At 42.6% G+C, this 23,790-nt stretch carries 24 protein-coding genes and 1 riboswitch; of the genes, 15 read left to right on the top strand and 9 right to left on the bottom strand.

Going from position 1 to position 23,790, the window contains the following annotated elements; genetic code table 11:
• Genes ABF487_RS02300 through hflX form a run of 5 tightly spaced genes read left to right on the top strand, consistent with a single transcriptional unit; the run spans position 1 to position 5,727 of the window.
• Complete coding sequence (locus ABF487_RS02300; RefSeq protein WP_415634360.1) at positions 1–1,479, top strand: sugar ABC transporter ATP-binding protein; 1,479 nt, start codon at positions 1–3, stop codon at positions 1,477–1,479.
• 3 nt (positions 1,480–1,482) lie between these two features.
• The gene (locus ABF487_RS02295) at positions 1,483–2,442 is read left to right on the top strand and encodes an ABC transporter permease subunit (protein ID WP_415634359.1); all 960 of its coding nucleotides are present in this window, start codon (positions 1,483–1,485) and stop codon (positions 2,440–2,442) included.
• A gap of 10 nt (positions 2,443–2,452) precedes the next feature.
• Positions 2,453–3,421 carry a substrate-binding domain-containing protein gene (locus ABF487_RS02290; protein ID WP_415634358.1) on the top strand — a complete coding sequence of 323 codons (969 nt, stop codon included), beginning with the start codon at positions 2,453–2,455 and terminating at the stop codon, positions 3,419–3,421.
• Between the two features lie 53 nt (positions 3,422–3,474).
• Positions 3,475–4,380, top strand: a complete 906-nt coding sequence (gene rihC / locus ABF487_RS02285) for a ribonucleoside hydrolase RihC (RefSeq protein WP_415634357.1) — start codon at positions 3,475–3,477, stop codon at positions 4,378–4,380.
• A gap of 33 nt (positions 4,381–4,413) precedes the next feature.
• Positions 4,414–5,727 (top strand): GTPase HflX, encoded by a 1,314-nt coding sequence (gene hflX, locus ABF487_RS02280; protein ID WP_415634356.1) that lies wholly within the window; start codon positions 4,414–4,416, stop codon positions 5,725–5,727.
• A gap of 70 nt (positions 5,728–5,797) precedes the next feature.
• Here hflX and ade read toward each other — a convergent pair whose 3' ends face one another.
• A complete protein-coding gene (gene ade, locus ABF487_RS02275; RefSeq protein WP_415634355.1) occupies positions 5,798–7,462 on the bottom strand; it encodes an adenine deaminase in 1,665 nt (554 codons plus the stop codon).
• 56 nt (positions 7,463–7,518) lie between these two features.
• Positions 7,519–8,220: a ribose-5-phosphate isomerase RpiA gene (rpiA, locus tag ABF487_RS02270; protein ID WP_263779377.1), complete on the bottom strand. Its 702-nt coding sequence runs from the start codon at positions 8,218–8,220 to the stop codon at positions 7,519–7,521.
• A gap of 64 nt (positions 8,221–8,284) precedes the next feature.
• Between rpiA and ABF487_RS02265 the strand changes: the two genes are divergently transcribed.
• Positions 8,285–9,295, top strand: coding sequence for a ribose-phosphate diphosphokinase (locus ABF487_RS02265; RefSeq protein WP_007744747.1), 1,011 nt, complete (start codon positions 8,285–8,287; stop codon positions 9,293–9,295).
• A 3-nt stretch (positions 9,296–9,298) separates the two neighbouring features.
• Here ABF487_RS02265 and ABF487_RS02260 read toward each other — a convergent pair whose 3' ends face one another.
• Positions 9,299–9,754: a GNAT family N-acetyltransferase gene (locus tag ABF487_RS02260; RefSeq protein WP_415625912.1), complete on the bottom strand. Its 456-nt coding sequence runs from the start codon at positions 9,752–9,754 to the stop codon at positions 9,299–9,301.
• A 118-nt stretch (positions 9,755–9,872) separates the two neighbouring features.
• On the opposite strand from ABF487_RS02260, the gene alr reads away from it, so the two are divergent.
• The 4 genes from alr to ABF487_RS02240 are packed head-to-tail and all read left to right on the top strand — an operon-like array spanning position 9,873 to position 14,678.
• Entirely contained in the window at positions 9,873–10,988 is a 1,116-nt protein-coding gene (gene alr, locus ABF487_RS02255) for an alanine racemase (protein ID WP_415634354.1), read from the top strand.
• A complete protein-coding gene (locus tag ABF487_RS02250) occupies positions 10,988–11,998 on the top strand; it encodes an NAD(P)/FAD-dependent oxidoreductase (RefSeq protein ID WP_415634353.1) in 1,011 nt (336 codons plus the stop codon). Before alr ends, ABF487_RS02250 begins: the two co-directional genes overlap by 1 nt.
• Positions 11,991–12,455, top strand: a complete 465-nt coding sequence (locus tag ABF487_RS02245; RefSeq protein WP_415634352.1) for a GAF domain-containing protein — start codon at positions 11,991–11,993, stop codon at positions 12,453–12,455. Before ABF487_RS02250 ends, ABF487_RS02245 begins: the two co-directional genes overlap by 8 nt.
• Positions 12,456–12,491: 36 nt before the next feature.
• Positions 12,492–14,678 (top strand): LTA synthase family protein, encoded by a 2,187-nt coding sequence (locus tag ABF487_RS02240; protein ID WP_007744741.1) that lies wholly within the window; start codon positions 12,492–12,494, stop codon positions 14,676–14,678.
• Positions 14,679–14,702: 24 nt separating this feature from the next.
• Here the strand turns inward: ABF487_RS02240 and ABF487_RS02235 are convergent, their stop codons facing one another.
• The 6 genes from ABF487_RS02235 to ABF487_RS02210 all read right to left on the bottom strand — a co-directional run bounded on the left by ABF487_RS02235 (position 14,703) and on the right by ABF487_RS02210 (position 20,026).
• Complete coding sequence (locus ABF487_RS02235; RefSeq protein ID WP_263779380.1) at positions 14,703–15,617, bottom strand: magnesium transporter CorA family protein; 915 nt, start codon at positions 15,615–15,617, stop codon at positions 14,703–14,705.
• The gene (locus ABF487_RS02230; RefSeq protein ID WP_415634351.1) at positions 15,617–16,708 is read right to left on the bottom strand and encodes a YdcF family protein; all 1,092 of its coding nucleotides are present in this window, start codon (positions 16,706–16,708) and stop codon (positions 15,617–15,619) included. The genes ABF487_RS02235 and ABF487_RS02230 overlap by 1 nt, the downstream gene beginning before the upstream one ends.
• 4 nt (positions 16,709–16,712) lie before the next feature.
• Positions 16,713–17,363, bottom strand: a complete 651-nt coding sequence (locus ABF487_RS02225) for an energy-coupling factor transporter transmembrane component T family protein (protein ID WP_007744738.1) — start codon at positions 17,361–17,363, stop codon at positions 16,713–16,715.
• Positions 17,360–18,631, bottom strand: a complete 1,272-nt coding sequence (locus ABF487_RS02220; protein WP_415634350.1) for an ATP-binding cassette domain-containing protein — start codon at positions 18,629–18,631, stop codon at positions 17,360–17,362. The genes ABF487_RS02225 and ABF487_RS02220 overlap by 4 nt, the downstream gene beginning before the upstream one ends.
• Positions 18,632–19,249: an ECF transporter S component gene (locus tag ABF487_RS02215; protein ID WP_007744736.1), complete on the bottom strand. Its 618-nt coding sequence runs from the start codon at positions 19,247–19,249 to the stop codon at positions 18,632–18,634. It abuts the gene before it with no gap.
• A gap of 45 nt (positions 19,250–19,294) precedes the next feature.
• Positions 19,295–19,388, bottom strand: a riboswitch (TPP riboswitch).
• A 32-nt stretch (positions 19,389–19,420) separates the two neighbouring features.
• Positions 19,421–20,026, bottom strand: coding sequence for an ECF transporter S component (locus ABF487_RS02210; protein ID WP_415634349.1), 606 nt, complete (start codon positions 20,024–20,026; stop codon positions 19,421–19,423).
• A gap of 71 nt (positions 20,027–20,097) precedes the next feature.
• Here ABF487_RS02210 and ABF487_RS02205 point away from each other — a divergent pair, with 71 nt between their 5' ends.
• The 5 genes from ABF487_RS02205 (at position 20,098) to ABF487_RS02185 (ending at position 23,788) form a co-directional block, all read left to right on the top strand.
• A complete protein-coding gene (locus tag ABF487_RS02205; protein WP_415634348.1) occupies positions 20,098–21,009 on the top strand; it encodes an RluA family pseudouridine synthase in 912 nt (303 codons plus the stop codon).
• Between the two features lie 72 nt (positions 21,010–21,081).
• Positions 21,082–21,432 (top strand): PadR family transcriptional regulator, encoded by a 351-nt coding sequence (locus tag ABF487_RS02200; protein ID WP_007744732.1) that lies wholly within the window; start codon positions 21,082–21,084, stop codon positions 21,430–21,432.
• Complete coding sequence (locus ABF487_RS02195) at positions 21,425–22,552, top strand: DUF4097 family beta strand repeat-containing protein (protein WP_415634347.1); 1,128 nt, start codon at positions 21,425–21,427, stop codon at positions 22,550–22,552. Before ABF487_RS02200 ends, ABF487_RS02195 begins: the two co-directional genes overlap by 8 nt.
• A 52-nt stretch (positions 22,553–22,604) precedes the next feature.
• A complete protein-coding gene (locus tag ABF487_RS02190; protein ID WP_036593678.1) occupies positions 22,605–22,994 on the top strand; it encodes a hypothetical protein in 390 nt (129 codons plus the stop codon).
• Positions 22,994–23,788, top strand: a complete 795-nt coding sequence (locus tag ABF487_RS02185) for a DUF6681 family protein (protein ID WP_007744728.1) — start codon at positions 22,994–22,996, stop codon at positions 23,786–23,788. Before ABF487_RS02190 ends, ABF487_RS02185 begins: the two co-directional genes overlap by 1 nt.
• The last annotated feature ends 2 nt before the right edge of the window (positions 23,789–23,790 follow it).

Below are 23,790 nucleotides of genomic sequence, written 5' to 3'. Positions count from 1 at the left end.
ATGAAAATTGAGCTGAGAAACATTTGGAAGGCCTTTGGCCAAAACTCAGTTTTAAAGGGTGTCAATATAGTGATTCAGCCAGGGGAAGTACATGCCCTGGTTGGTGAGAACGGGGCCGGCAAATCTACTTTAATGAACATTTTGACCGGGCTTTTAAAAGCTGATCGAGGCGAAATTATCGTTGATGGCAAGGCTGTTCAATATCCCGATGCAATGGCTGCTGAACAGGCTGGTATTTCCTTTATTCATCAGGAAATGAACAATTATAGCGAGATGTCAGTTCTGGACAACATGTTTATTAATCGTGAAATCAAAAACAAGTTCGGTCTCTTGGATGAAGAAAAAATGGCCGAAATTGCTCGAAAATATCTTGCCCAAATGGGATCGGATGTCAATATTTACGATGAAATCGGCAGTTTGCCGGTCGGCAAGCAGCAAGTGATTGAAATTGCCAAGTCGTTAATGACCAAGGCCCAAGTCATTATTATGGACGAACCGACAGCGGCTCTGACACAGACTGAGATCAAATCCTTATTCAAAAATATTCAAAAATTAAAAGCGCAGAATGTGTCATTTATTTATATTTCTCACCGTATGGAGGAGATTTTCCAAATTACGGATACAGTGACTGTGATGCGCGATGGCGTCAGTGTCTCTAGCCGGCCGACAGCACAAAGCCGAATTACTCAACTAGTTAAAGACATGGTTGGCCGGGATATAGGTGATTTTTACCCGAAAAGAACGCCGCAATTAGGCAAGGAGGTTTTAAAAGTTTCTGGTCTGAGCGGAGCGAGTTTCTCCAATGTCAACTTTCAGCTTCACGAAGGTGAAATTCTAGGATTTTCAGGTTTGATGGGTGCCGGCCGTACAGAAACGATGCGGGCAATATTTGGTGTCGATAGGGTGACCGCTGGCGATATTTATGTTCATGGTCAGAAAAACAGGATTGCCAATCCTGCTGAAGCGATTAAAGAGAATATTGGTTTTTTGACAGAAAATCGTAAAGATGAAGGATTGATTTTAGACTTCAATCTGAAAGAAAATATTGTTCTGCCAAGTATTGACGGTTTTAAAAAAGGTTTATTTATTGATGAGAAGGCTGTCGATGAGTTTACCGAAGCGTTAATTAAACGCCTAGGTGTCAAAGCCATGAGTGAATATGATCTGGTTTCAAGTCTATCGGGTGGCAACCAGCAGAAAGCTGTCTTGGCAAAATGGATTGGTGCTGGAACAAATATTTTAATCCTTGACGAACCCACTCGAGGCGTTGACGTCGGTGCCAAAAAAGAGATCTACGATCTGATGAACGAATTGACGGATCGAAAAGTTGCCATTATTTTAGTCTCATCTGATCTGCCTGAGGTCATTGCCATGTCGGATCGGATTGAAGTGATGTATGAGGGGCAGCTGGTCGGTGAATTAGATGGCACAACAGCAACTCAAGAGCAGGTTATGGCACTTGCGACAAAGGGGAAATAAAAAATGAAAACAGGTACAAGCAATTCTGTAAAGTCTTTCCTGGCCAAACTTGGACCATGGGGAGCTCTGATCGTTTTAGTACTGATCGTGGCAATCCTGAACCCGGCCTTCTTGGACATTAACAACCTTTTAAATTTATTAAGACAAGTCTCAATTAACGCCATTATCGCCTTTGCGATGACTTTTGTCATCTTAACTGCCGGCATTGACTTGTCCGTTGGTTCGATCCTGGCTTTTTCTGGCGCTATAACAGCTCAATTAATTGTTAGCGGCGTGCCAACTGTTATCGCTGTTGTTAGCGGTATCTTACTGGGTGGTGTTGCCGGTGCAATTAATGGTTTACTAATCACAAAAGGCGGTGCTGCGCCATTTATCGTCACTTTAGCTACGATGACCATTTTTCGTGGTGCCACCTATGTTTTCACTGACGGCTCACCAATTACCGGTGCGAAAATTACAAATAATTATAGTTTTCAAGTTCTGGGGCGGGGATACTTTCTCGGTATTCCGGTTCCGGTAATCATTATGTTTGCCGCATTTGTAGTCCTTTACCTGCTGCTTCATCGCATGAGCTTTGGCCGGAAAACTTATGCAATTGGCGGCAATATCAAAGCAGCTTTTGTTTCTGGTATTAAAACAAATAAAATTCTCATCTGGATTTATGCGATCTCTGGAGCCGCAGCGGCTTTGGCCGGCATGATATTAACTTCTCGTTTGTCCTCGGCACAGCCGGATGCGGGAACTGGATATGAAATGGATGCCATCGCCTCGGTCGTATTAGGCGGCACAAGTTTGGCTGGTGGAAAAGGTCGGATTTCCGGTACTTTTGTTGGTGCTTTGATTATCGGGGTCTTGAATAACGGCATGAATTTGTTGGGTATTTCGAGTTTTTACCAACAGATTGTCAAGGGCGTTGTGATCTTGATTGCTGTCTTACTAGACCGCAAGAAGAGTAAGGCCTGAGGAGGAAACGATGTTAAAGAAAAAAACTTCAATTATCTCGATCGGTCTCATTGTCATTATCTTGGTCGCTCTGTTTATTTCCGGTAAACCATTGCTGACACTGAATAATCCTTGGGTCCGAATTGATCAGAATAAACGTATCGATGCCAAGCAGCTGAAAATTGGTGTTTCTATTTCAACGATGAATAATCCTTTCTTTATTTCAGTAGCGAAAGGCATCAGAACCCAGGCCCGTCAGCAAGGTGTTAAACAACTGATTATTGATGATGGTAAAAATGATACATCCAAACAGTCCAACGACATTGAGGATTTGATTCAGCAAAAAGTTGATCTGCTGATTGTTAACCCTGTCGACTCTGATGCGGTGACACCTGAAGTGAAGGCGGCTAATGATGCCGGCATCCCTGTGATCGCCATTGATCGGTCTTCCACTGGCGGCAAAGTGCTCTCTCTGGTGTCGTCAGATTCTGTCTTGGCAGGCAGAATGGCTGCTGATTTTTTGATCAAAGCTTTGGGAAACAATGCTAAAGTGGCTGAATTGCAGGGGATTCCTGGTGCCTCAGCCACGCGTGATCGTGGAAAAGGTTTTGATGGCAACGCTCAAGGAAAGTTAACGATTGTTGCCAAGCAGACAGCCGGGTTCGACCGTTCTCAAGGATTGTCGGTCGCGGAAAATATTATTCAGGGGCATCCTGATCTCCAAGGTATTTTTGCGCAAAACGATGAAATGGCTTTAGGTGCCGCACAGGCTGTGAATGGTAAAAACATTGTGATTGTCGGTATCGACGGTGAAGCAGATGGTGTTGCTGCTGTCCGTTCCGGCAAAATGAGTGCAACTGTTGCGCAGCATCCCCAAAAAATGGGTGAAATTGCCATTCAAATTGCGATTCAGCATTTTCAAGGTAAAAAGATTGCTAAATGGACAAAATCACCAATTGCTCTAGTAGCGAATAGACAATATCGTAATTTAGTGAAGTAAAGATTGTGTGTAGTTAAAACGGCGATGGCCGTTTTTCTTTATACTTAGAAGTTATGAACGTAATTATTGATTCTGATCCAGGCATTGACGATGCAGTCGCTTTGTCAGTTATTTTAAACAACCCGGCTTTTCATGTTAAATTGATTACAACAGTTGCTGGTAACGTAACCGTTGATAAAACCACGAAGAATGCTTTGCGTCTTGTTGAATTTTTCAATATGCAGACGCCGGTTGCGACTGGTGCTAGTCAGCCTTTAATTAAAGCTTTTGAAGATGCTGCCCGTATTCATGGCGAATCAGGCATGGAGGGCTACATTTTTCCAGCCATACAAAGCAGTCCAATTAAGCAGACGGCTGCTGAAGCTTGGCACAATGTACTGGTACAAAGTGATGAGAAGGTCACATTAGTCTTAACCGGTTCTTACACTAACTTCGCATTATGGTTTCGTCAATATCCACAGGATCTGGCTAAAATTGATCGCGTGCTTGCAATGGGCGGCAGTATCTGTGGCGGCAATATGACCAGTGCGGCTGAGTTTAATGTTTTCACTGATCCTGATGCTGCTAAGATCTTACTTTCTGCCAGGCTGCCGATCACAATGGTTGGGTTGGATGTCACGCTGAAAGCCATGGTCAACCAAGATTGGATCCATCACATCGGTGCTATGAATCGATCCGGAAAAATGCTAGCAGCTTTGATTTCACATTATAACGACATTCATGCTGAAGGTTGGCCGATTCATGATGCTAATACGATTGGCTATTTATGCCACCCTGAGTTTTATCAGACTAAGGATGTATGGGTTGATATCGTAACAGAAGGACCGGCAATTGGTGAAACGGTTGTCGATATCCGTGCTGCCTATCATCAAGGCAGGACAAATGCCACAGTGCTGACTGATATTGATGCCGCACGTTTTCGCGATTGGCTTCAAGACCAAATTGCAAAAATGCCTTAATCAGTTATCTTATGTATTTTAAAGGAGGATTTTTTGGCCGAACAATTATTTAACACCGAGCAGGCAAAAGAAAGGGTCATTTTAGTGGCCTTGGAAAACCAAAAAAACTCGGCAAGTTTTGCTTACACAATCGAAGAATTCAAAAATTTAGCGGCCGCCAACAATTTAAATGTGGTGGACGTTTTGACTCAAAAATATGATCGTCCTAATGCCGGCACTTATTTCGGCAAGGGCAAAGTTACAGAATTAAAAGAGCTCGTTGCTGCTAGAGAGGCCGAATTGGTGATTTCCAATGATGATCTGACGGCCACTCAAATTCGTAATCTGGAAAAAATGATAGGTGGCGGTACAAGAGTTGTTGATCGTACGGCTTTAATTCTGGATATTTTTGCTTCTCGCGCGAAGAGTAAATTGGCCAAGCTGCAGATACGTTTGGCACAAAAACAATATCAATTGCCACGGCTGCATACGGCTTTGGCTAATGAATTGGATCAGCAGGGCGGAGCTGGCGGCGGGTCCTTTACCAGCCGTGGTTCCGGAGAAACAAAACTGGAATTAAACCGCCGCACAATCGAGGATCAAATTGCTCAAATCAAAGCCGAGCTAAAAACGCTATTGTCTGCTTCAACCGTTCAGCGATCTCAGCGCGATCATTCTGGGCTAAAAACGGTTGCCCTTGTCGGCTATACAAACGCCGGCAAGTCAACTTGGATGAATCGCATGATCGAAAAATATTCAGAAAGCAAAGAAGATATCGATGACAAAAAAGTCTTTGAAAAAGACATGCTTTTTGCAACGTTGGATGCAACAGTTCGTGCGATACGTCTGCCTAATAAAAGGCGTTTCTTGTTGTCTGATACGGTAGGTTTTGTTTCTAATCTGCCGCATAACTTGATTGCCAGCTTTCAATCTACATTGGATGAAGCTGTGCATGCAGATTTGCTGGTGCAGATTGTCGATGTTTCCGATCCGCATTATCGCGATATGATGGCGACGACAAAATCGACTTTAACTGCGATTGGCGCCGAGCAGATTCCAATGGTAACGGTGTTTAATAAAGCAGACAAGGCCGGTGTTACCTATCCAGAACGCAGCGGCGAGGATTTAATTGCCAGTGCTTTGGACGACAATTCCTTAGATGCTTTCATCAAGCTGCTGGATGAGAAATTATTCGCCGATTTTAAAACAGTTGAACTAATGATTCCTTTTGATCAAGGGGCTGTGGTGAATCAAATTCTAAATGGGAATAACGTTTTAGAGCAAGACTTTACCGCCCAGGGTACTCGACTGCGTGTAGAATTACCGGCTGCTCAAATTGAAACTTATCAGGCATTTGTTCAGAAATAGTGTTAAAAAAGCTCGCACTCAATGTTGTGCGAGCTTTTTCTATGATCATATATGTTGTGTTGACAATCTTTTAGTCGGCATTAATATCAATAAACTTGAATTGGTCAACATCGAAGAGGCCTTGATCCGTGATCTTTAAGCTTGGAATAACTGGCAGAGCCATGAAAGAGAGCGTGAGGAAAGGATCAAAATTAATATCATCTGATATGTCTTTGAATGCCGATAGCAGTTTCTTTTGTTTATCAATCACTTCTTGGTACGGCTTATTAGACATTAAGCCCCCAATTTCAAGAGGCAGTTCACGAGCAAAACCATCTTTGTTAACCAAAATCAAGCCGCCGCCCATGCGCTTTAAGCGATCGTAGGCGATAATCATAGCCTTGTCATCAACACCAGCGATAATCATGTTATGTGAATCGTGAGCAATGGTTGATCCGATTGCACCTTCTTTAAGATTAAAGCCGTGAATAATACCCAATCCATGACCTAAATTATGGTAGCGTTCGGCCACGACAATTTTTGCATAGTCCTCATCGGCAACAAAATTACCTGTTTCATCACGAGAAACGGTCTCCACAGTATGCTGCGTTGTAATATGATGAGGCTGGACATTAATGACGTGAGCGCGATCACTTTTTAAAGGCAACTTGAGATCATCCAGAGTTAGATGTGCACTGATAGCCGGACTGGTAAAAGTCAATACTTTGGAATCGAGTTTGTCTACCCATTTACCGGCGGTCATGACTTTCTCGGCCTGGAAATTCTTGGGATCTGACGTCAAAACTAAGTCGGCAATATAGCCGTCTGTCAGCGCACCGACATTTTCCAAATGTTGTGCCACGGCGGCATTATAACTGGCAATTGTAAAAGCTCTTTCAGCTGGAATGCCTTCATCAATTGCTAAACGGACGTTATTGTCGATTGATCCTTCTTTTTGAACATCAATCGCGGATTTATCATCCGTGCAAAAAGAGAAATAGGACTGATTGTTTTTATGGACAACCGGTAGAATTGATTTTTCATCGCGTTCAACAGTTCCTTCACGGATAAAAACCTTCATACCGGATTGGATTCTTTCTAAGGCTTCCTTGCCGGATGTGCTTTCGTGATCGGTGTCAATTCCGACAGCTCTGTAAACAGCTAATTGTTCACGCGTTAAGCCTGACCCGTGTCCATCGGCGTGGTGGCCTGCTGCTTGAGCATCTTTAATTTTTTGTAACATGTCTGGATCTTGGTTTTCGACGGCTGGAAAATCCATGACCTCGGCTAAACCATTGATTTCTGGGAAACCGTAAAAAGGTTTTAAGGCATCGGCGTGTAAAACAGCACCTGCGTGTTCGAAATTTGTGGCTGGAACCGAACTTGGCAGCATGTAGTGAATATGCAGAGGCGTGTTTCTGGCTTCTTCAATCATATAAAAAAGCCCAGAGACACCCGAGACAGACCCTATTTCATGCGGGTCGGCGAAAATTCGAGTGACACCGTGCGCTAATTCCAGTTTGGCTAATTCTGATGGTGCCAAAAGTGATGATTCGATGTGTAAATGAGCATCTATCAAACCCGGCACAATATATTTGCCTTCTGCGTCAAAATCGTGAGCAGCTGTTAGTTTTTCTGATTTACCACGGAAATAGACAGCTCCATGATCAATCCATAAATCTGTATCTTCAAATTTTTGGTTAAAGACATCCAAAATTTTGGCGTTAAAAATGTGTAAGTCAACTTGCTTTCCCATATTGGCAACCATTATGACATAACAAAAAGCGAAAAAGAAAGTCTTTGTAAGCTAAACTAACCAAGATTCGGGTTAACTAATACTTCTGGGCCGCTTTCTTTACCGACAACAACTTCGCTAACCATATTAAGGAAAAGGCCGTGTTCAACCACGCCAACAGTTTTGATTAATTCATCTGCCAGTTCGACCGGTTGTGTGATCTTGTGCAGATGCAAATCCAAAATAATATTATTGGAGTCTGTTTTAAATACATGGCCCGCTTGATCTTTTCGAATCACCGGCTCAAAACCTGCCTGGTTGAATTTTGCGAGAACATGCTGGCTGCCAAATGGAATTACGTCGACCGCCAAAGGAAAGGCACCAATTGTGTCGACAATTTTAGATTCATCGACTACCCAGACAATTTTTTTGGAATTGATGGCAACGATTTTCTCCCACAGCAAGTTGCCGCCGCCGCCTTTGATACCGTTAAAATTGCTGTCCACTTGATCAGCACCGTCTATCGTGAGATCAATACTGTCAACTGAATCCAAATCAACAACCTTGATACCTAATTTTTTAGCTTGCGTCGCAGTTAAAATGGAAGTGGCAACGGCTGTGAATTGCAGACCCTCTTCTTGAACACGCTGGCCAAGTTCATCGACAAGCATCCGGACAGTCGAACCACTGCCAAGGCCGACTATCATACCGTCTTTCACGTAATCGGCTACTCGAACTGCAGCGGCCTTTTTTAATTTATTTTGAAGTTCCTCGTTCATATCTTACATTATAGTCTTTCCCTTTAATTGGCTGATATACTTAAAAACAGAGGGGCTTTAATATATGACTGCTAATGAACATCGCATGGTTTTAATGGCACTTTCTGCCAATCTGCCGCTGGCTGAGAAAATCGCAAAACGTCTGCATCAACCTTTGGCCGATGTTAATTTGGATCGATTCGCGGATGGTGAAATTCGCTTGAACATTAATAATTCGGTACGCGGAGACAATGTCTTCGTGATTGCACCGACGGCCGCTTCACCGCATGCCAGCGTAAATGACAACATTATGGAATTATTCATCGCGGTTGATGCTTTGAGACGAGCTTCGGCTCATGCAATTAACATTGTGATGCCTTATTACGGTTATGCTAGGCAGGATCGAAAGGCGCGCAGTCGAGAATCAATTGCTGCACGTATTATTGCCGATCATCTGGAACAAGCTGGTGCCACACGTGTGATCGCCTTTGACCTGCACGCATCTCAAATTCAAGGATTTTTCGATATTCCTGTCGATCATTTGATGGGTGCGCCAATCTTGGCTGATTATTTATTATCCAACCACTTGATTGATCCAGAAAATTCAGTTGTTGTTTCACCAGACCATGGCGGTGTCCGTCGAGCTAGGGAACTGAACCAGTTTTTGGGTCTGCCGGATTCTTATGCTGTGATTGATAAGCGCCGTCCTGTTGATAAGAAGAACACGGTCGAAGTTTTGAATTTAATCGGAGACGTCGATGGGAAGACCGCCATCATCATTGACGATATGATCGATACAGGGCATACGATTGTTGAAGGTGCCAAATTGTTAAGAGCAAAGGGTGCCAAGAAGATTATTGTTGTTGCCAGCCATGCCTTGCTATCGGGCGATGCACCGCAATTACTGCAGCATTCTGATTTTGATCACGTGATCGTGACCGATTCGATTGATATTCCAGAATCCAAGCGTTTTGACAAGCTGCAGATTGTCAGCGCCGATGATTTGTTTGCTAGAGCCATCACGGCTGTCCAAGAAAACGGCAGCGTCAGCCCATTATTTCAAAATAGATACCACCGCGGATTTGAAAGCGATTAAGTTTTAGGCTGTCAGTATTTTTTGCATCTTGCGGTGCTGAATGTTAGCATCCAAAAAGATGTCGCCATAGGCGGCGTATCCTAAATTTTCATAAAAAGAAATTGCATGAACTTGAGCCTCCAGCTCAAGTTTTTTTATATGTTGTTTTTTGGCGTCGATTTCAATCTGTTTCAATAATTGGCTGGCAAATCCTTTTCCACGAAAATTTTTGAAAGTTGCAACACGCCCAATGTGCCAGCTATCATGATTCACTGTGTAGATTCTGCTGGTCGTGGCCGGCTGCCAGTCCTGCACATAGCCGACATAATGCAGACAATGGCCATCTTGCCCGTCTATCTCGTCTGCTGGGCTGACATTTTCTTCCAGCATAAAGACAGCTCGGCGGATTTTCATAGCATCATCAAGAACTTTGCCAGGTCCGAACTGGCTGGCAATAATTAATTTTTCGTTATCTGACATAATCACTTAATTATAGGCTGTTTTGCAAAATCTAAAATGGTCTTATACAAGGCTGAAAATTGTTTGGATTGTTAATAAATTTTAGAAAAAAAGACGGCTTCATTATATAATTGCCCTTATGGTAGAAGCGATACATCGGCCGACTCGTTTGGAATTTTCCAAATCTGCTCTGGCTTATAACGTTCAATATGTAAAAAAAGTCTCTGGTGCCAAATTATTATGGCTGGCAGTCAAGTCTAATGCTTATGGGCATGGGCTGCTTTTGGTGTCAAAATTAGCCAAACAAGCAGGAATCGATGGTGTGGCCGTGGCTGAGATTGATGAGGGTATCGCGATTCGTAAAGCGGGTTTGAACGATTTCATCCTCATTTTAGGGCCGACAGATGTTGCAGACGCGCCTCTGGCCGCTAAGTACGGTTTTTTAACGACTGTGCCTTCTTTGGATTGGTTAAAGCAGGCAGACAAGTTGTTAGGTGATCAGTGTTTGGCAGTCAACTTAGCTGTCGATACAGGCATGAACCGGATTGGGGTTCGCGACAGACAGGCGCTGCAGGATGAAATTGATTATTTAAAAGCACATGAGGACCATTTTAAGTATCAGGGGATTTATACGCATTTTGCCAGTTCGGATAATGTTGATGATCGTTATTTTCAAAAACAGAAGCAGCGCTGGTATGATATGACAAAGGGTTTGCCGATGCCTGAATTTGTGCACGTCATGAATTCAGGCGCGGCTATGTATCACGCCGATGAATTGCCTGGATGCAACAATATTGCTCGAGTCGGTACAGTGGTTTACGGTGTTGAACCCTCAGAGGGAGAACTTGGCCCAATCGACAAATTAAAGGCTGTTTTTCAATTAAAATCAGCTTTGAATTTTGTCAAGAAAATTCCCGCCGGCGAAGGCATTAGTTATGGATCTAAATTTGTGACAGATAAAGACAGTTGGATCGGCACGATTCCGATTGGATACGGGGATGGCTGGCTGGCTGAATATCAGGACTTTTCGCTTCTGATTGATGGCCAGCGCTGCCGACAAATAGGCCAGGTTGCAATGGATCAGATGATGGTTTTGCTGCCAAAAGAATATCCAATCGGGACCGAAGTGACTTTGATCGGCAAAGATGGCAGCGAAGAAAATACCTTATATGATCTGCATAAGCATTCAGGTGTGCCGCCTTGGAAAATTACAGTTGCTTTCTCGGACCGTTTGAAAAGAATCGTGGTGGATTAATGGCAAACGATTTATTTGATCTTGCAATAATTGGTGCTGGTCCAGTGGGTCTTTTTGCGCAATATTATGCCGGTCTGCGTGAATTGAAAACGGCTTTGATTGAGGCGACACCGCAATTGGGCGGGCAGATTACAGCTCTTTATCCTGAGAAAAATATTTTGGATGTGGCTGGTTTTCCCGGTATTTCTGGCCGTGATCTTGTCAAAAAATTACAGGAGCAGGCTAATCTGATTGATGGCAAAACTTTTTTGAACTCCAATGTCACGAATTTAAGAAAACAAGATAGTCAATTTGAATTAGAAATTAATAATCATGCTTTGATTACAGCTAAATCAGTCATTATTGCCAGCGGAAATGGTTCTTTTAGCCCCCGTAAATTGTCTGTACCTGGTGCTGAGGAAACGTTCCAAGCCGGCAGGATGCGATATCTGCTGCCGAATCTGGCTAAAAGCCCATATCAGGATTTCACTGTGGTCGGCGGCGGCAATACAGCAGTCGATTATGCACTGGAATTAATCGAGCACGGTAAACAGGTACATCTGATTCATCGTCGGGATCGCTTCAGAGCGCTAGAATCCTCAATTACCAAATTACAGCAAAACCCGCTGGCAACTTTTGAAACGCCTAATAAAATTGTCGGTCTTCAAATATCAGACGGTCGTTTGGCAATTCAAATGCAGAATATTGACGATGACCGCTTGCAGACTATTGTGACCGATCAATTGGTTGTTGGGTACGGATTTACTGCCTCATCGGCCAGCTTGGACTTATGGGAGACGCTGCCAGTCAAAATTAACAATGGTTTTGTGACTGATCCCACACAAATGACCTCAATTCCAGGCATTTTTGCGGTCGGGGATGCCAGCAGTTATGCCGGAAAAGCGGATATTATCGCCAGCGGTTTTGGCGAAGTACCAACAGCTGTCAACTCGGCTGTCAATTATTTTGATCCCGAACGCGGCGGCCCAGCCCATTCCACAAGTTTGAATCTAGGAGAATTTCATGACTGAATTAAAAGCTGATACAACTTTAAGCAAAGTATTTTTGGCCGCTTACGAAGACGAAAAGGATACGACGGCCAATTTGGCCAATGCGGCAGCTGTATTATTCCAATTTGTCGAGGACATTAACTGGGCCGGTTTTTATCTGTTTTCTAAGGAGGATGGCGATTTAGTCCTAGGTCCCTTTCAAGGCTTGCCGGCCACGCCACGGATTGCCCAAGGAAAGGGCGTTGTAGGGACCGCATTCGCCAAACAACAGATTATCATTGTACCGAACGTTCATCAGTTTGCCGGACATATTGCATGTGATCCAGCCTCAAATGCCGAAATTGTCTTGCCGCTGACAAAAGCTGATGGCCAAAAAATCGGTGTGATGGACATTGATTCGACAACAATCAACCGTTTTGATGAGCAAATTAAGATGGATTTAAATGACTTTTCAGCAACTTTGATTGCCCACATTTAATACCCGTCTTTTTGTTCGGCGTTATAATGATAAACAATGACTTCAGCTCTCAAAATTTTTGCCGGCCATATTATTAATCGTTTCAATCCTAATCGTAGTCGCGCTGCCTTCCTATGGCTGCTGACCTTATTTTTTTGGGCAAAAACGTTATTAGCCTACTTTTCAGATTTTGCCGGTCTTGGTGCGGCTGATCCTTTCCAATTTTTTATTATGATCATTAATCCTCTGGCCACGATGATCATTATCTTTTCACTTGTTTCATTCATTAAGCACAAACTGCCTTTCTATATCACGGCTTTGAGCGTTGACGCACTGCTGACGCTCCTTTTGTATATTAACTGTATTTACTATCGAGAAATGACTAGTTTTGTATCAGTTAATGTGATGCTGGGCTATTCCAAAGTGAACCAAGGCCTTGGGAGCGCATCTTTGTCTCTCATGCATTTTCAGGATCCATTTTACTGGCTGGACCTGATCGTTATCATCGTTTTGCTGCTATTGAGACGAGTTAGGATGCAGGAAAAATCAGTGAGCAAGCAACACTCTTTTCTAGCTTTGTCTTTAGGTTTTTTGGCTTTATGTTTTAATTTATTTTTAGCTGACTGCTCGCGTCCACAATTGCTGACACGTGGTTTTGATGATACATATTTTGTGAAATACATGGGAATCAATTTTTACACGGTACAAGACGCGATTAATACTGTGCAGATCAATACCCTGAGAAATTCTGCTAAACCAAGCGATTTAAATCCAATTAAACAATTTATTCGATCACATTACGCCAAACCGAACAAGAAATATTTCGGAATTGCCAAAGGACGCAACGTTATTTATATCCATTTGGAATCCTTTCAGCAGTTTGCAATCGACTTGAAAATTAATGGTCAGGAAGTCACGCCTTTTTTGAATTCCCTTTACCACGGCAAAGATACAATCGCTTTTTCCAATTTTTTCCACCAGGTAGGACAAGGGAAAACTTCAGACGCGGAAAATATGTTAGAAACATCGACATTCGGCCTGCCGACGGGATCACTATTTAACAAATATGCAACCAATACCTTTCAGGCTATGCCAGCTATCATCAATCAGCGCAGGGGCTATTCAACAGCCGTTTTTCATGGAAACGTTGCTTCTTTTTGGAACCGGAATGTCGTTTATAAATCACTAGGCTATCAGCATTTTCTTGACGCCTCTTATTTCGATGTTAGCGGGTATAAATCGGAGGGCTGGGGTCTGAAAGATAAGCTCCTTTTTAAGGATTCCGTTCCGTATCTGGAAAAAATGCAGCAGCCCTTTTACGTTAAATACCTGACTGTGACTAACCATTATCCGTTTCAACTCGATAAAATTGATCAAGACCCTAAATTCCAGACAACCGCGACCGGCGATCCGATTATTGATAATTACTTTTTAACGAACCATTATTTGGATCAATCTATCAAAGAATTTTATGCTTATTTGGACAAAGCCGGCCTTTTGAAAAAATCCATCATTGTTTTGTACGGTGACCATTACGGCATTTCAAATTCGGAAAATAAAACCTTAGCCACTGTTTTCGGCCGCGATCCAGCAACCTGGACAGCAAACGACGACGCGCAATTGCAGCGTGTACCTTATATGATTGATATTCCGGGCAGTAAAGTCGGGCACATCGATCCAACCTACGGTGGTGAGATAGATGCCTTACCAACTTTGGAACATTTATTGGGAATATCCAACAAACGTTATCTCCAATTTGGCCAGGATCTGCTTAGCAAGCAGCATCAACAGTTAGTGGCCTTTCGTGATCAGGATTTTGTGACACCCAAATATACTTATACTGGCGGAAAATTATGGGACAATGCCAGTGGACAGCCGATTGACGAAAAAACCATGTTACCAAAACTTGCTAACCAAGTGAAAAAATGGCAAGACCAAGTCAGCGACGAACTGTCTTTGTCAGACCAATTAACCTATAAAGATTTGATGCGTTTTTATCACCCTCAAGGTTTTACAGATGTTGATCCTAAAAGATATGACTATGGTATCCGCAACACACGCCAGCAATTGAATAGGCAAAATCGTATTTTAGGCAAAAAGTCCACTTCTCTTTGGTCGAAAAATAATGATAAAACCACAGCTAGCCTCTATAAGACTGATGCACCAGAACAATATTTTAAGCCTTCTAATTGGGCTCGAATCCAGTATCACAATCCTGATGATTCGGCAGGACGGACGAAATAAAAAAGACGCCGTAAGACGTCTTTTTTAGCGGTCGAAAAAATGTGCTTTGATTAAAATATAGATTTCGACAATGATTAATAGTCCTGTAATTGCAAAAGTCAGCAGCCAAGAATAGGGCATATTCGTAAAGGGCAGTTTCATATTCATCCCGTAAAAGCCTGTCACAATTGTCGGTACAGCCATTAATGCTTGCAGCATTGTCAAAATTCTTAATGACTTGTCCAAACGCTGATTGTTCAAATTGGTATAGGCACCTGAAATAGCGCCAATCACTTCAGCTGCTTGATTTGCCATGTCAACAGCTTGCGTGTTCTCGACAAGTACATCGGCAAAGTATTCTTTTTGCCGATCATCTACCTGACCGCCCAAATAGGCTTGCAGTCGTGAAATGGCTGTCCGATCAGTTCTCAAAGAATCCAGCATATAAATCATTTGTGTTTCCAATTCCATTAAAGATGAAATGGCACCAGATTGAATTTTTTGTCTGAGATTAGATTGAATGACGTTCCGCCGCCGGTTCACGGTTGTAATTGTGCTGATGTATTCTGCAATTAAAACTGAACTGGTATTTAAAAAGATATCTATTGCTGTCAAATGGCTTTTGTCGGGATAATTTTCCCTGGCTGTAGCAAACAGTTTTTCAGAAATTCTGGTCGTTGTCGAACGAGCAATGGTATAAAAATTGCCTTTTTTATCAATCAGCATGCCAACTGGCTCTGTGGCAGCCAAGCGGGAATTTGGTGTGATAATATCAAAGACAATCAGTGAATTTCCGCTAACCGAATCGATTTCAGTACGGGCCGATTCATTTGGATCCAAGGCATAAAAAAGCATCTCACGGGTCACGCCCAGTTTGATTAATTGATCCTGTTCTGCTTGGCTGGGATCTTGCACCTCGTACCAAATCAGTTTTGTATTTATTTGATGTGTTTTCAGCATTAGAAAAACCAGATTAACATCGCCAAAAATAAACTGGCAAACAAGAACAATAATAGCACGACCATCTGTTGACGTTTTTTTATCAACAGCATGGCAGCAAATTCTCGAAACCATCCGGAAGCGATATAATTTTTAGGCGTTTTTGCCGGAATGGCCGTGATTTTGATCTTTTGTTTTTTGGCAAGGTATGCGGCCCTGGTCAAATGATAAGAGTTACTAACAAAGGCCAGCTGTAGCGATTCACTATTATGATGTTCTTGGCTAATGAGCTGCAGGGAATTTTTAAAGTTTTCACGTGTGTTCGTGGATGAATTTTCGTAACGAATTTTATTTTCCGGGTAACCAGCCTTGAGTAGTTCCTGGCCGATGGCCGCCGCCTCACTGAGTTTTTCATCGCTGCCTTTTCCGCCAGAAGCAAGAATTATTGCTTGTCCGTGATTTTGTGCAAAAAAGATGACTGTTTTGATGCGTTGGGCCAAACTGGCAGAAATTTGCTTGCCGTTGATTAATCCAGCTCCCAAGATAATCACATAATCATAGCTGCCAGCTTGCCTGGCGGCACGATGGCCCTGCCAATTAATTAAAAATGTCTGTGTTAGAAAATTAGCGAATACAAAAGCTAAATAAATCGTAAATAGCGGGGCAAAGGCAAGCAACGCTGCCCAAGCAGCTGGCAGTTTGATCTGGAAAAAATCCATGATTAGCAGTATACAGATGACTGTAAAAATGAAAATAACCAAATCGGTCGCGAAATGATATCGTGAGCGGTATTTCTTGTTGGCTGATAGCCTAAAGCTCCAAGCAACCAGCGTTAGTGCGGAATAGAGGGCTAGGCCGATAATGGCAGCTGCGAGTATGCCGATAGCAATTGAAACGACAGTAAAGGCCAGCAACCCCCGATCAGCCGAGGCCAACAGGAAAAAAACCAGCAGAGAATAAAGGGATAAGTTTAAAAACCAGCCGCACTTGAGAGAATAGCGATTGAGGTGCGAGACAAAAACTGCTAAGAGCAGAAAAATCAGCGCCAACCCTAGCGGTATGACAGGATTAATGCCGCTACTTAAAAGAATTGTTTGCAACTGTTTGAACACAAGTTCATTTTATCAATGCAATTAAAATACTTAGGACAAGAATCAGAATAAATAGGTAAATTTCTTTCGCATGAATTGATTCATGATGATAATGGCTGCGTTTCTTCCCTTCCAAAAAACCGTGGGCATACATAGCCTGACTGAGATTGTTTGACCAGACAAATGAATTATAAATGGCTTTTACATATAACTGCGGGGAAAAGACAGTTAAACGCACACCACGCATTTTGGCAGATGCACGAATGATCTTAATTTGACGGGTCATTTTTGGCAAGAAATTCAAGGCCCCTAAAATTCCATAAACAAAAGTCGGATTGACATGCAAGTCTTGTTCAAAACCACGCATTAAAGCGGTCATCGACTGGCTGAAGGCTAGCACACTACCGAGAAAAATATAGGCGTACACACGCGTCGCCATAATCCAAGCAAAGGTTTTTGAATGGTCTGGGCTCATGGTGTAATACATAAACCAGCCCCCGACAAAAGGGAGAATACCGACAATAATTAACCAAAGAATTCTTTTAAAAGAAATTTTCTTATAAATAACGTAGATTAAGGCACATGCCGTGATGGCTAGGTTCAGCCATAAGGACCTCACAAAGGCCAGCTCAATTGCAAGTGCAAGAACAAGAAGGAATTTTAAGGACGCTCTCATGATAATTCCGCCAATCTGATGAGTTTGTGATCTTGAATTTGATAAGCATGGTCAATAATTTGATCCATGGCGAACAATTGATGACTAATAAAAATTTTCGTAGCCGCTGAAGTTTTTAACAACGCAATCAAATCAAGGACAGATTTTTGATCTAGTCCGGCAAAAGGCTCATCCAAGAGAATGGTGTCGGGAGATTGAATCACAAGCAACAGAAGTTGCAGTTTTTTCTTTTCCCCACCGGATAATGTGTAAACTGAAGCATCCAGGCGATCCTTTAAAGATAAACGCGTCAGCCAATCTTCTATGGCGGCGGGAGCCATTGCTTCATGGAAACTTTTGTGCTGGCTTAAGGACAGTTCTTCTTGAACCGTGATTTTTAAAAAACTGTCGCTAGGATTTTGAAAGGCCAGTGAAATTTTTCCGCGGCTAGTAATTTTGCCGCTAAATTTTTGCAGACCTGAAATGGCTTTTAACAAGGTCGATTTGCCGGTACCGTTTTCACCAACAATTAAAACACTGCTTTTGTCAGGTATCAATGCAGAAGCTTGATCAAAAATGATTTGATCGGGAAAAGAGATGGAGAGCCGATCAATTTTAATCCTATCCGACTGAAAATCACTTTTTAGATGGAAGTGATTCTGTCTTTTAAAAGAATCATAGAATTGACGGAAATCCGTTTTTGGTAAGGATGTAATTGTGTGCTTATCAAATAGAAAAATGCGCTGTGCGAGTCCGTCGTAAATTAAAGGATTGTGATCAGCTATCACAATTGTCCGACCCCGCCGCTGCAATTCCTGCACTTTGGCAAGCAGAAACCGGATACTCTGCCGATCGATACTGGCAAAAGGTTCATCTAAAATAACGAGTTGAGTACCTAGATTGACGGCTTCTGCCAAAGCCAGCCGCTGCTGTTCGCCGCCTGATAAGGTATCGACCAGTTGGTTTTTTTTGTTTTCTAGGTGAAACTCCGTCAGGATCTGATTAATTTTGTTTTCAATCTGATCGGCTGGATATTGCAGATTTTCCAACAAAAAGACCAGTTCGTAAAAGGGTGTTTCCATTGTAAACTGCTGGCCAGGGCTTTGAAAAACACGTGCTGCAGTTTTATCATATTTTGCCACGAGTTCATTAATAAAAGTTGTCTTGCCGGAGCCTGAAGCCCCAGAAAGTAAAATAAAGTCACCCGCGTTAATACTCAAGTTGATGTTTTGCAAAATCGTCTGCCCATCAATTTCAATATTTTGATTTTTAAAATCAATTATCGACACTTATTTAATCAGTTTAGCTTTCTTTAGAATGGTGTAGATCAGATAGACCACAATACCGGCGAAAATCAAAATCGATAGGTAAGAAATGACAAAAAGTGACAAAGTATAGCTGATAGGAAAACGGTTATACGAATTCTGAAAATAGGTAAATCCGAAAGTGATAACTGTTGATGTCAATGTGGAAAGCCACAATCCGGCAAAAGGACGTTTATAACCTGTCAGGGCAAAACCTGCTTCTGTACCCGCCCCTTGTATGAGGCCGCTGAGAATATCGGAAATGCCCCAAGCTGATCCAACCGCCATTTCTACTGTGGCGGCTAAGGTTTCTCCAAGCAAGGATGCACCTGGTTTTTTGATAATCATACCGGCAATCGGGCCGGCCATGACCCAAAGGCCGATTGTCGCTGCTGTGGCAACCTGCTCAGAAATTTGCGAAGCCCCGATGGTTTGTGCAAGTGATTGATCAGAGACCAAGCTGACCAAAGGACCGCTCAAGCTGACCATGGTATTCCAAGGGATACCGAAAGCAAAAAACAGAATGCCGAAAATCACACCGATCAGACCGATTAAAATGACATCCCTGATCCGCCAATTTTTTGTTGATGTGTGTGCTGTCATAAAATAAAATTCCTCCAAAGAATAACAAAAAGAGCCGAAAGATAACGACTCTTTTTGTTATCTCCCTACGCAGGTACTAACCTACAGGTTCAATGGGTAATTCTCAGCTTGCTATAGGCAAGCACCCCAGATAGAAGTATTCAGCTCTTTTAAATTGATTCTAGCATAAGTTTATTGCACAAGTTTGGTTCTTTTTAAAAGACTGAAGATTAATAGATTAATCAGGCCCGCAAAAACAAAGATCGACAAAAACCAAATGACAAACAAAATCAGCACATAATTAACATCGAATTTGTAATAAGAACGCTCAAAGTAGTGGTAAGCAAAACTAACAATACTGCCGGTAATTGTAGATAGCCACAGACCAGCCATTGGCCGCCGATAGCGGACACTGGCAAAACCGATTTCAATGCCAGCACCTTGTTCGATGCCCCATAGCAGAGTTGTAATTCCCCAAGACGACCCGATGACCATCTCGACGGCCGAAGCGATCAAATTAGACAAGAAAGCAACACCTGGTTTTTTAATAATTAAAGCTGCAATCGGACCCGCCATCATAAACAGGCCAACTGTTGCTGCTGTTGTGACTTGAGCTGCTACCAATGAGGTCGATAAAGAGCTCGCCAGTGAGTGGCCGGTCAAAAAAGTTGCTATAGGCGTTAGGATACTGATAAACAAGTTATATGGCTGGCCTGAGGCAAAATAAACGGCACCGAATACCACACCGACTAATGCTGCTAAAATGACATCTCTGATTTTCCAATTTTTACTCTTCATCTGCACCTCGTTATCCCTTTAAATGTTAAAAAGCGCCTGCACAAATCTGGAAGCGCTAAAATTTTAACATAGTGCAATTCTACCAATTTAATTTTGTCATCTCACAACATTTTGTTAACAAAAGTGTCAAAGAGTATCTGGCTCTGCTCTTGATCCCCAAGCATGTCCGCGGATTGCTGCGGCAGGATAAACGGCTTTTCTTAAATGGCCAGCCTGTTTCGACAGCAGCTTTATTGGCAGCTTGCGATAAGCTGAGTTTTAAATTATCTGCTGATGATTTTTCAGAGAAACAGCAGGTATATCCGTCCAACAATCTGCAGCAGATTTCAATCGTTTATGAAAACGATGATTGCATCATCGTTGATAAACCAGCTGGAATGAAAATGCATCCGCACTCACCCAATGAGACTGATACCTTATTGAATTTTGTTCAAGCTGCCTTAGCCGGCCGTCGATCGCACGGCCTACCGGCCTCTGCCTATGTGGTTCACCGCATCGATACTGATACTTCAGGCTTGGTTTTGATTGCTAAAAATCCACTGGCTGCTGCCGTTTTGAATCAGCTGATTGCCAAAAAAATCATTAAAAGAACCTATTTAGCCTGGGTATCTGGCCATTTATCTGAGCCAAACAGCACTATTACGTTGCCAATTGCCCAGGATCCGAAAAATCCGTATGTCCGTATTGTTGATCCATCGGGACAGCCGGCACTGACGCGTTGGGTCAAAATGCATGTTGTCTATCAAAACACTTTACTGCGTATTCAGCTGGCAACCGGACGGACGCATCAGATCCGAGTTCATCTGGCTGCTATCGGCCACCCGTTAATTGGTGATCGACTATACGGCGGACCGGATTATCCACGCCTGCTGCTGCATTCGGCCAGTATTGAATTGCCGGATTTATTTACTGATTATCAGCAGCTGCGGCGTGTGACCTCACCGCTGCCGGCGGATTTTCCCAGACAGCTATATTTGAGGTAATTTTTTAAACACATTACCTTGACACACATAGTAATATGCTGTAAATTAATACATGAAGGATGAGGAGGATCAATGGCTCAAGAAATATCGAAAGATATGATTCGCGGACTGACAGGTGCGATTGTATTAAGTGTTTTAGAGTTTGAAGATTCCTATGGTTATCAGATTTCCAAACAGATCAAACAGATCACTGATGATCGTTACGAACTCAACGAAGCCACTTTGTATACCGTTTTTCGCCGTTTATCAGCTCAAGGATTTGTGAAAAGCTACTACGGCAATGACGATGAAAATCAAGGCGGGCGCCGCAAATACTACAGTTTGACCGAAAGCGGCAAAAAAGAGCTCAATCGATCCCGTACCGACTGGGAATTTTCAAAAGAAATTGTTGATGCGCTGCTGCAGGAGAAGAAGAATGGATGACTTAATTAACAAAAAGCTGACAAGACTATTTTCAGGCTATGAAAAAACTGCTGATTTAGATGATTTGCATGACGAGATTTTCGATGATGTCAAAGAAAGTGCCAAAGATTTGCAGCAGAAAGAACACCTCAGCGATGAGGAAGCTGTTGACAAAGCATTTTTGCAAATGGGCGATCTGACAAAAGTGATCGATCAAATTGGTGAAAAAAAAGGAAACGGGACTTTTAAATTCAATTTTCATTTCCTCAGTCAACAGGATAGCGAAGTTGTCTACGAAGATGAGTTTGCCTTAGACGAGATTGAAAAAATCAATCTCAAATTCCATTCAGATGCTGTAAAAATTATCTCGACAGATTCAGACAAATTGAAACTGACTCAGTATAAAAATCCGCAGACTGCTGATGATCCGATCGTTCAAGTCAGCAGCCAAAACGGTGATCTAAATATTCATTTACCAGAAAAAAAATTCTCGATTAGTATTGGTGTTTTTATTTCTACGACGCGTCTGCCTAAATTGCTGATTGAATTGCCAAACAGCTATAAAGGTACATTGAATAGCGACTTTGGATCCGGCAGCATGCTGGTAAAGGGGATTAAAAATCACGCAGCCGCTAATTTCACCTTTCATTCCGGCAGCTTGAAGATTTCAAATTCAGTCTTTTCAGAAAGCGGCTGTTCTTTTCATTCCGGCAGCCTATCTGTTTCGGATAGCTTGGCCGATTATTTCGGATCAGATTTTTCATCAGGCACGCTGCGTTTGAACAATGTTACGGCAAAATATGATATTAAAGCCACCTCGGGCACGGTACGCCTGAATAAAATAACCGGTGCCGGTAGTGTCAATCTATCGTCGGGGGTTGTGCGTGCTGATTTTAAAAAGGTAACCGGTGATTTAAAATTGACCGCGTTGTCAGGCATGATTAGAGCTGTTTTGCCTAGCCAAGACGAATTTGCTTTCAAGTTATCGGCTAAAACCGGTACAGTTCGTTTGAAGGATGCTTTTGACGCACCAGTGGATTATGATATCGAGTCATCCTCTGCTAAATTAGGTACTGTCGGCGAAGCTAAAAGTTATCGCTTGCTCAGTCGCGTGTCTTCGGGCACAATCGTGATTGATTAGAATTTTTTTAACTTAATTTATGTTTAACTGCAGCCGCCTTATAATTTAATCAATGACTAAACGAGTTCCGCCTTTTTTAACACCCCCGGCTATTGTGTCGATTATCATTGCTTTATCAGCGGTTAATGTTGTGACTAATGTGACAACTCATACAGCTGAGGGTGGTGCACCAACAAACTATACGCCCAGCCAAAGTTCGTCAACGAGTTCAGCTGTGAGTTCATCCAGACCGGATCGGCAGTCATCTTCTGACTTGTCTTCCAGCAGTTCTTCATCTGTGCCAGACACAGCGTCCAGCAGCAGTTCTTCACAAAAAACGCCTTCAGAAACAAGCGGCTCTTCTAGCAGTACGTCTGAAAGCTCGCAATCTGTTGATAAAGCACCAGCTGCCAGCAGCACTACTAGTTCATCAGCTGTCACACCGCCGGCAGGAGGTAAATAATGGGAATTGGTTTACTGGCTTTAATTAATCAATGGCTTGGTTTTTTTAGTGTTCGCAATCAGGCTAGAGGGCGTATTTATTCAATCGTCGGTTTTATCGCTAACTTTTACCTCCTTTATGTTGGTGTGCGTTTAATCATCAATCGTCAGATTTGGGGGATTGTTTTCCTATTAGCTTTTGTCGTCTTGCTGTATTTTTCTGTGCTGAATATGATTTATTATTTTACAGACAAAACAGTTAAATGGGATATCTCGCCTTTGATTGACCACTTTTTGGGTGGCGATAAAGCTGAAGAAGAAGCTGCCTTGAAAACTGTACCGGCCAATGGCCTTTATCGACGTGATCAAGTGCTGGGTACGGTGATTGTGTCAAGTTTAGAAGAACAAGAAAACTTATCCAATCTCTATCAGCGAATGCTGCAGGCCAAATTGATTGAACAGAATTATGGTCATTTTTCCCGCTCGCAAATAAAGAGGTATCTGCTGGCGCATGAAACAATATCGGCTAATTATCCGGGTACGCTGCTGCCGTATTTTGATTTAAAATACGTGCCCAGCGGTTTATTGATCTATGGCGGCATGAATCAGTTTTCTGCTCGCCCGATTGGTGTAATCGTTAAGGTTGGACTAAGTGATGCAATGACTGCATTACAGGGTTATCAGTTATCGCTAGCCTCGGTGGTAATCCATGGCGGACAGGGACGCCAGTTAGATCCGACCCATAGTAAAATTGTGGCTGTGTCGTTAGCAAATTACATCACGGCTGAAGTCGCTTATAAAAAAAGAGAAATTTAAGA

The organism is Oenococcus sp. (assembly GCF_047725585.1).
Classification (GTDB): Bacteria; Bacillota; Bacilli; order Lactobacillales; family Lactobacillaceae; genus Oenococcus; species Oenococcus kitaharae_A.
This window is presented reverse-complemented; position numbering and strand designations above follow the sequence as displayed.

Bases quoted from the DNA above. Each gene is read 5' to 3' on its own strand.
- ABF487_RS02300 (WP_415634360.1), top strand. From the start codon at position 1: ATGAAAATTGAGCTGAGAAACATTTGGAAGGCCTTTGGCCAAAACTCA.
- ABF487_RS02295 (WP_415634359.1), top strand. From the start codon at position 1,483: ATGAAAACAGGTACAAGCAATTCTGTAAAGTCTTTCCTGGCCAAACTT.
- ABF487_RS02290 (WP_415634358.1), top strand. From the start codon at position 2,453: ATGTTAAAGAAAAAAACTTCAATTATCTCGATCGGTCTCATTGTCATT.
- rihC (WP_415634357.1), top strand. From the start codon at position 3,475: ATGAACGTAATTATTGATTCTGATCCAGGCATTGACGATGCAGTCGCT.
- ade (WP_415634355.1), bottom strand. From the start codon at position 7,462: ATGGGAAAGCAAGTTGACTTACACATTTTTAACGCCAAAATTTTGGAT.
- rpiA (WP_263779377.1), bottom strand. From the start codon at position 8,220: ATGAACGAGGAACTTCAAAATAAATTAAAAAAGGCCGCTGCAGTTCGA.
- ABF487_RS02265 (WP_007744747.1), top strand. From the start codon at position 8,285: ATGACTGCTAATGAACATCGCATGGTTTTAATGGCACTTTCTGCCAAT.
- ABF487_RS02260 (WP_415625912.1), bottom strand. From the start codon at position 9,754: ATGTCAGATAACGAAAAATTAATTATTGCCAGCCAGTTCGGACCTGGC.
- alr (WP_415634354.1), top strand. From the start codon at position 9,873: ATGGTAGAAGCGATACATCGGCCGACTCGTTTGGAATTTTCCAAATCT.
- ABF487_RS02250 (WP_415634353.1), top strand. From the start codon at position 10,988: ATGGCAAACGATTTATTTGATCTTGCAATAATTGGTGCTGGTCCAGTG.
- ABF487_RS02245 (WP_415634352.1), top strand. From the start codon at position 11,991: ATGACTGAATTAAAAGCTGATACAACTTTAAGCAAAGTATTTTTGGCC.
- ABF487_RS02240 (WP_007744741.1), top strand. From the start codon at position 12,492: ATGACTTCAGCTCTCAAAATTTTTGCCGGCCATATTATTAATCGTTTC.
- ABF487_RS02235 (WP_263779380.1), bottom strand. From the start codon at position 15,617: ATGCTGAAAACACATCAAATAAATACAAAACTGATTTGGTACGAGGTG.
- ABF487_RS02225 (WP_007744738.1), bottom strand. From the start codon at position 17,363: ATGAGAGCGTCCTTAAAATTCCTTCTTGTTCTTGCACTTGCAATTGAG.
- ABF487_RS02215 (WP_007744736.1), bottom strand. From the start codon at position 19,249: ATGACAGCACACACATCAACAAAAAATTGGCGGATCAGGGATGTCATT.
- ABF487_RS02210 (WP_415634349.1), bottom strand. From the start codon at position 20,026: ATGAAGAGTAAAAATTGGAAAATCAGAGATGTCATTTTAGCAGCATTA.
- ABF487_RS02200 (WP_007744732.1), top strand. From the start codon at position 21,082: ATGGCTCAAGAAATATCGAAAGATATGATTCGCGGACTGACAGGTGCG.
- ABF487_RS02195 (WP_415634347.1), top strand. From the start codon at position 21,425: ATGGATGACTTAATTAACAAAAAGCTGACAAGACTATTTTCAGGCTAT.
- ABF487_RS02190 (WP_036593678.1), top strand. From the start codon at position 22,605: ATGACTAAACGAGTTCCGCCTTTTTTAACACCCCCGGCTATTGTGTCG.
- ABF487_RS02185 (WP_007744728.1), top strand. From the start codon at position 22,994: ATGGGAATTGGTTTACTGGCTTTAATTAATCAATGGCTTGGTTTTTTT.